This window comes from Streptomyces lushanensis, assembly GCF_001700515.1.
Lineage (GTDB): Bacteria > Actinomycetota > Actinomycetes > Streptomycetales > Streptomycetaceae > Streptomyces > Streptomyces lushanensis.
On record NZ_MAUD01000558.1, the window covers coordinates 1 to 4,235 of the forward strand.

Consider the following 4,235-nt stretch of genomic DNA (forward strand, 5'->3'; position numbering starts at 1 on the left):
GTACGTGGACCAGTTCGGCCGCCGCCGGCGGTACGGCCGAACTGGTCCACGTACGGGAGCGGTTGACCGACACCCTGCGCCGGACGGCCGAACTGACCCCGTCCGGCGCCCCGTTTACGGCGGACGCCGGGCCGGCCGGTTCGGTGCCTACCCACCGGCCCGGCACCACCGTCGGTGAACTCGCCCGCGCCGGCGCCCTCGTGCTGTACGCGGGCGGCTCGGGCACCACCACCGAGGCCGCTTCCGTACCGCCCGCGCCGGTACCGCCCGCGCCGGTGCCGCCCGCGTCGGCGCCGCTCGAACCGGTACCGCCCGTACCCGTCCTCACCGAGTACGACGTGCTCGCGGGCCGCGCGCCCTCCGGCGTCCTTCCCGAAGGCGCGGCCGAGGAGCCCGTACGGATCCAGGAGGGCGATGTGGTCGTGCCCGTCCTCGGCGGCGGCGCGGTGGCCCGGGTCGTGGACGCCGCCCTGGCGGGCGCGGCCCTCGGCCGCAATCTCCAGCTCCTGCGGCCCGATCCGGCCGCTCTCGATCCCTGGTTCCTGGCCGGTTTTCTGCGGGGCACCGCCAACGCCCGCCGGGCCAGCAGCTATGCCTCCACCGCGACCCGGCTCGATGTGCGCCGGCTCCAGCTTCCCCGGCTGCCCCTCGCCGACCAGCGGCGCTACGGTGAACGCTTCCGCGCGCTGGCCGAGTTCGAGGACGCGCTGAGGCTGGCGGGAAGGCTGGGGGAGCAGCTCGTACAGGGGCTCTACGACGGCCTGGCGGACGGCAGCGTTCCGATGTGATCAGCTCGACAACGGTTCGGCACAACCCGTGACCCGTTGTCCGTGTCGGTGTATACGCTCGGATCCGCATTCCCGTGCGAGCTCAGTCCACCAGGCACCCAGGAGCAGTCATGTTCGGCCCCGGCTTCGCGCCGACGCCCCCGCCGCCGCGGCGACCGCACCTCGCCGTGGTCATCTCGCTGCGGGTGCTGCTCGTGTCTCTCACGGTGCTGAGCCTCGGCTTCCTCGGCTGGATCCCGATGCTGCGGATCGCGGTCGTGCGGCGCCGGGCGGTCGACTGGCTGCTGTTCTGCGTCGCCTTCGGCTCGGAACTGGGCTTCTTCCTCTACCTCGCGACGACCGCGGAGTCGGAGCCGACGAACACCGACATCGCTCTGCTGGGCCTGTTCGTGCTGTCGATGATCGCGATCACGGCCTACTTCCTGGTCTTCGACATCGGGCACTACTCCCAGAGCGGCCGAATACCCGCGCTCCCGTACCTGCCGCCGCCACCGCAGCAGCCGTACGGCTACGGCTATCCGCCGCCGTACGCCGCGCCGGTCCAGCCGCAGCCGCAGCCGCCGTTGTCCGCGCCCCGGCCTCAGCCTCAGCCGCAGACTCCGCCGCGCATCGACCAGGTCCGTGCCGAACTCGACGAGCTGAGCGACATCCTGCGCAAGGGACAGGAAGGCCGGGAGGGCCGGGAAGGCCGGAACGAGCGGTGAACGGGCGTGTCATCGCCGGTCGTTACGAGCTGTCCACGCTCATCGGCCAGGGCGGTATGGGCCAGGTCTGGACGGCGTACGACCAGCGGCTCGACCGCCGTGTCGCGGTGAAGCTGCTCCGTCCCGACCGGATGGCCGCCGCCACGGCCGCCGAGGAGATGCGGCGCCGCTTCGTGCGCGAGTGCCGCGTCACCGCGCGGGTGGACCATCCCGGGCTGGTCACCGTCCACGACGCGGGCAGCGACGACGAGGACCTCTATCTCGTCATGCAGTACGTCGAGGGCGCCGACCTCGCCGACCATCTCGCGGAGCACGATCCCTACCCGTGGCCGTGGGCGGTCTCGGTCGCCGCCCAGCTCTGTGCCGTACTGGCCGCCGTGCACGCCGTGCCGATCGTCCACCGCGACCTCAAGCCGCGCAATGTGATGGTCAGGCCGGACGGCACGGTCACGGTCCTGGACCTGGGCGTCGCCTCCGTCATCGACAGCGACACCACCCGGCTCACCCATACCGGATCGCCCATCGGCAGCCCCGCCTACATGGCCCCCGAGCAGGCCATGGGCGGCGCGGTCGGCCCGTACACCGATCTGTACGCGCTCGGTGTGCTGCTCCATGAACTCCTCAGCGGAGGCGTCCCCTTCGCGGGCACCACGGCCCTCGGTGTGCTGCACCGCCATCTCCACGAGGCGCCGCTGCCGGTGCGCAGGATCAGGGCCGAGATCCCCGAGGCGCTGGAGACGCTGGTGCTGCGGCTGCTCGCCAAGGATCCGCAGCACCGCCCCTCCGGCGCGCAGGAGGTGTACGAACAGCTCATGCCGCTGCTGCCGCCGCGCGGCGGCCCGGCGGCGGGACCGCTCGATCCGGCCCGCCCGTTCCTGCGCCCGTACGCCCCCTGGCCCGACCGCGTCAGCACACCGCCGGCCGTTCCCGCGCCGCGCCGGCCGCCGGTCCCGGCGCGGCGGCCCGATGTGGCCACCGCGGTCGACGAGGTCAAACGGCTGCTCGGCGAGGGCAGCATCGCGCGGGCCGTGGACATCCTCGGCAACATCCTTCCCGCGGCGGCCGAGGAGCACGGCGAGCACTCACCGGTCGTCCGCATCCTGCGCAAGCAGTACGCCTCGACGCTGATGGACGACGGCCAGTACCGCCGCGCGCTCCCCGAACTGCGCAGACTCGCCGACGACCGCACGGCGGAGGCAGGCCCCGGCGATCCGCAGACGCTCCAGTTCCGCTACGACTCCGCGCAGTGCCTGGAGCAGCTCGGCGAGGCGTCCGCCGCGCTGGCCGAGTACCGCGCGGTCCTTCCGTACTACGAGAACGGGCAGCCGGGCGCCGTCACCGACCCGGGCCGTGCCTTCGACATCCGGCACCGCGTGGCCAATCTGCTGCTCGCGATGGGCGATCACACGGCGGCCCGGCAGCAGTTGCAGAATCTTCTCTGGGACACCGAACGCGCCTACGGCGCCTATCACGCGCTCCCGACGGAACTCCGCCGCACGCTGGAGCGCCAGCAGCGGTTCGGGGCGTAGCGCGGGGCTCGGGCGTCGCACAGGGCTTGGGCGTTTCACGGGCCAGGGGCACCGCCCGGGGCCCGGGTGTCGCACACCCGGGCCCCGGGCGCCTGTTCAGCGGCCCTGAAGCGCCTTGACGTTGTTCCCGAACGTCCAGCCCTTCGATCCGTCCCAGTTGACCGACCAGGTCATCAGGCCCTTCAGGGCACCGTTGTACCTGGTCCACGCCTGCGAGACCAGGTTCGGCGCCATGTAGCCGCCACCCGCGCCCGTCTGCGCCGGCAGTCCCGGAACCTGCTTGTCGTACGGGACCCTGATCGTGGTGCCCTGGATGACCAGACCCCTGTTGAGGCAGTCCGTCTGCGCGGTGAATCCCGCGACCGTACCGGCGGAGTACGAGTCGCCCGAGCAGCCGTACATGCTGCCGTTGTAGTACTGCATGTTCAGCCACCAGAGCCGGCCGTTGTCCGCGTACTTCTTCACGATCGGCAGATACGCGCCCCAGATCGAGCCGTACGCCACGCTGCCTCCGGTGACATACGCCGTCTCGGGCGCCATCGTCAGGCCGAAGTTCGAGGGCATCTGGGCGAGCACACCGTCGATGATGCGGATGAGATTGGCCTGCGAGGCGGAGAGCGTGTTGATGTTGCCGCTGCCGACCAGACCGGTCTCGATGTCGATGTCGATCCCGTCGAAGTTGTACTTCTTCAGGATCGGCACCACCGTCGCGACGAACCGGTCGGCGACCGTGCTCGAACTGAGGTCGATACCGGCCGTGGCGCCGCCGATCGACAGCAGGGTCGTGAGTCCCGAGGCCTTGGCCGCGCACATCTCGGCCGGTGTCGCGACCTTCACCGTCGCGTCCATCCCGTCCTCCCAGAGGACGGTGCCGTCCGAGCGGATGACCGGGAACGCCGCGTTGATCACGTTGTAGCCGTGTTCACGGATACGGCTGTCGGTGACCGGGATCCAGCCGAGCGGCGGATGCACACCGTTGGCGGCGCCGTCCCAGTTCTCCCAGTACCCCTGGAGCACCTTGCCGGTGGGCTTGGACTTGACCGCGCAGGTGACATCCTGCGCCGCCTCCGTCGCGCCCACCGCACGCGGCGCGCCTGGCGCCGCGGCGATCACCCCTTGCAGAACGAAGGCCAAGGCGAGCCCGGCCCCCAGAAGTCGTACCGTCCGAGCGATCATGCGGTGCTCCCTTCCGCCCCGGCCGGCCGGGAGCGTGG

4 protein-coding genes are annotated in these 4,235 nt (G+C 71.6%); 3 read left to right on the forward strand and 1 reads right to left on the reverse strand.

The annotated features are described in order from the left end of the window. The 3 genes from BFF77_RS31170 to BFF77_RS31180 all read left to right on the forward strand — a co-directional run. Positions 1–788, forward strand: a 788-nt coding sequence (locus BFF77_RS31170) for a restriction endonuclease subunit S domain-containing protein (protein ID WP_483855224.1), incomplete at its 5' end; no start/stop codon positions are given. A 110-nt stretch (positions 789–898) separates the two neighbouring features. Next, positions 899–1,492: a hypothetical protein gene (locus BFF77_RS31175; protein WP_066956771.1), complete on the forward strand. Its 594-nt coding sequence runs from the start codon at positions 899–901 to the stop codon at positions 1,490–1,492. After that, positions 1,489–3,021, forward strand: a complete 1,533-nt coding sequence (locus BFF77_RS31180) for a serine/threonine-protein kinase (protein WP_066956774.1) — start codon at positions 1,489–1,491, stop codon at positions 3,019–3,021. The genes BFF77_RS31175 and BFF77_RS31180 overlap by 4 nt, the downstream gene beginning before the upstream one ends. A gap of 96 nt (positions 3,022–3,117) precedes the next feature. Here BFF77_RS31180 and BFF77_RS31185 read toward each other — a convergent pair whose 3' ends face one another. Continuing rightward, complete coding sequence (locus BFF77_RS31185) at positions 3,118–4,197, reverse strand: chitinase (protein ID WP_066956777.1); 1,080 nt, start codon at positions 4,195–4,197, stop codon at positions 3,118–3,120. Positions 4,198–4,235 lie beyond the last annotated feature (38 nt).

What these genes read in the sequence shown, in the direction of transcription:
- BFF77_RS31175 (WP_066956771.1), top strand. Translation starts at nt 899, where the DNA reads ATGTTCGGCCCCGGCTTCGCGCCGACGCCCCCGCCGCCGCGGCGACCG.
- BFF77_RS31185 (WP_066956777.1), bottom strand. Translation starts at nt 4,197, where the DNA reads ATGATCGCTCGGACGGTACGACTTCTGGGGGCCGGGCTCGCCTTGGCC.